Annotated in this window: 2 protein-coding genes; one reads left to right on the plus strand and one right to left on the minus strand. The window is 56.6% G+C overall.

The features are described 5' to 3' along the window. The coding region (locus tag VGE80_RS24425) for a LysR family transcriptional regulator (RefSeq protein WP_440594467.1) at positions 1-652 on the minus strand (652 nt) is incomplete at its 3' end. A 405-nt stretch (positions 653-1,057) separates the two neighbouring features. Between VGE80_RS24425 and VGE80_RS24430 the strand changes: the two genes are divergently transcribed. Then, a partial coding sequence (locus VGE80_RS24430) for a phosphotriesterase family protein (RefSeq protein WP_440594468.1) occupies positions 1,058-1,904 on the plus strand: 847 nt, incomplete at its 3' end.

Genomic DNA, 1,904 nt, shown 5'->3' on the forward strand with positions numbered 1-1,904 from the left:
GATCGATCAGCTTCCGCGCGATTGCTCCTCCTGCCGGAAGAATGACAGGGTACTGGGCCAGGTCGGCTAACTCGACGACCTTCTTGCGCGCCAGCGGGTGCTTCTTCGATGTCAGTAATTGCAGCGGGAGTTCCAGAATCGGCTCGTATGTCAGCACATCGCTGCGCGGTTCTTCCGGTTCAAAGGCACAGATGGCGATGTCCGCCGTTCGTTGTTCCACGACCGAGACCAGATGCTGGGCAGAAGGGAGCTGGATCTGAAGCTGGACGTTTGGGAACGTCGTCGTAAATTCCTGAATGGGCTCTGGCAAGTGGAAACGCAGCAGGTACTGGGACGACGCAATCGACAGGTGGGGAGCAAGCTGGGCACGTCCCACATCGAACAGGCGTTTGAGTGAGTCGATCGCTTCGACGTGCGGCTGGATGATTTCCAGCAGGACATGGCCTTCGGGGGTGAGCTCGATCGAACGCCCTTCGCGCCGCAGCAGCGAACAATCAAGCGTCCGTTCCAGTGCCCGCAATTGTTCCCAGACGGTCGATGCCGATACACCAAGTTGTCGGGCCGCGAGCGTGAAATTTCGCTCGCGCGCAGTCAGGCAAAAACTCCGAAGCTGCGCGAGCTGCATATCCTTATATCGGTAAGTGCGAGCCATTCAGGGAATTCAATAATAAAGAAGGGACTGTCGGAAAAATTCGATCGCACTGGCGGGCCTGTCTTCCCCAGCCCAGGTCGACGCAGCGCCATGATGACCCTCGCCATCGGCTTTCCTCCCGCGAGCGATACGGGGCGAAAGATGCAAAAGCAGCGGCATAGCTTACTCAAACCAGGCATCAAAGAAACATCCACTTCGCATGCGTCGACCGCCTGTCTGCCCGGCGGAAGCAAGATTGTAACAGGGCGGGGTTGAGGGATCAGACGGGATTCGAGAGATGAGAATTCGACCACGTCGAATTCTCATCTCTCGAAAGTCGCGAGTCTGGTTGATGGCACCGACTGTATACTCCGCTCGCGTTTGAGACCGCGCCGCAACATCACCCGTCTGATCAGCGAGAGCTTCATGAACAGCGACCTGCAAGAGCGTGAGGTCATCACCGTCCTGGGGACGATACGACCTGAGGAAATGGGAATTACCCAAACCCACGAGCACTTATTTCTCGACGCCATGGATCATTACTTCGGTTACGAATATGTGATCGATGACGAAGACCTGATCGCTCGGGAAGTGCAGGAATTTCTCAGCCGGGGTGGTCGGACGATCTGTGATGTGACGCTGGACGAGATTGGTCGTAATCCGCAGGCGCTGGCCCGGCTTTCCAAACGGGTCGGGATGAACATCCTGATGGGATGCGGCTGGTATCGCGAGTTCGGCTATCCGAAAATCGTCGAAGAGTTAACCAGTCGTGAACTGGCCGACGTGCTGGTTCGTGAGATCGAAGTCGGTGTTGGTGATACGGGCATCCGGGCGGGTTTTATTGGTGAGATCGGTACCGGGCGGCATTTCATCAAGCCGGGCGAAGAGCGTGTCTTCCGGGCGTCGGCACTGGCTCAACAGCGAACCGGCGTTGCAATCACCACGCATACCACCCGCTGGGGAACGCTGGCGATGGAACAGATCGCCATGCTGGAAGAGTTCGGAGCGGATCTCTCACGCGTCATCATCGGTCATCTGGGTGATCGAATTGGCGTGCATCATCTGCTGCCGATTGCCGAGAAAGGGGTCTATCTCGAAATCGATAATATCGGTTACCTCGATTATCAGCCCGAGTACGTTCGGGCCGACAATGCTGCGGAACTCATCAAGGCCGGGTTTGGTGACCGGGTTCTGCTTTCCGAAGACATTTGCACACTGAAGCATCTGAAGTATGTCGGCGGTAAAGGGTATGGTTATCTGCTGGAAGTCTTCA

Origin of the sequence: Schlesneria sp., from assembly GCF_036405755.1 — a bacterium.
Taxonomy (GTDB): Bacteria; Planctomycetota; Planctomycetia; order Planctomycetales; family Planctomycetaceae; genus Schlesneria; species Schlesneria sphaerica.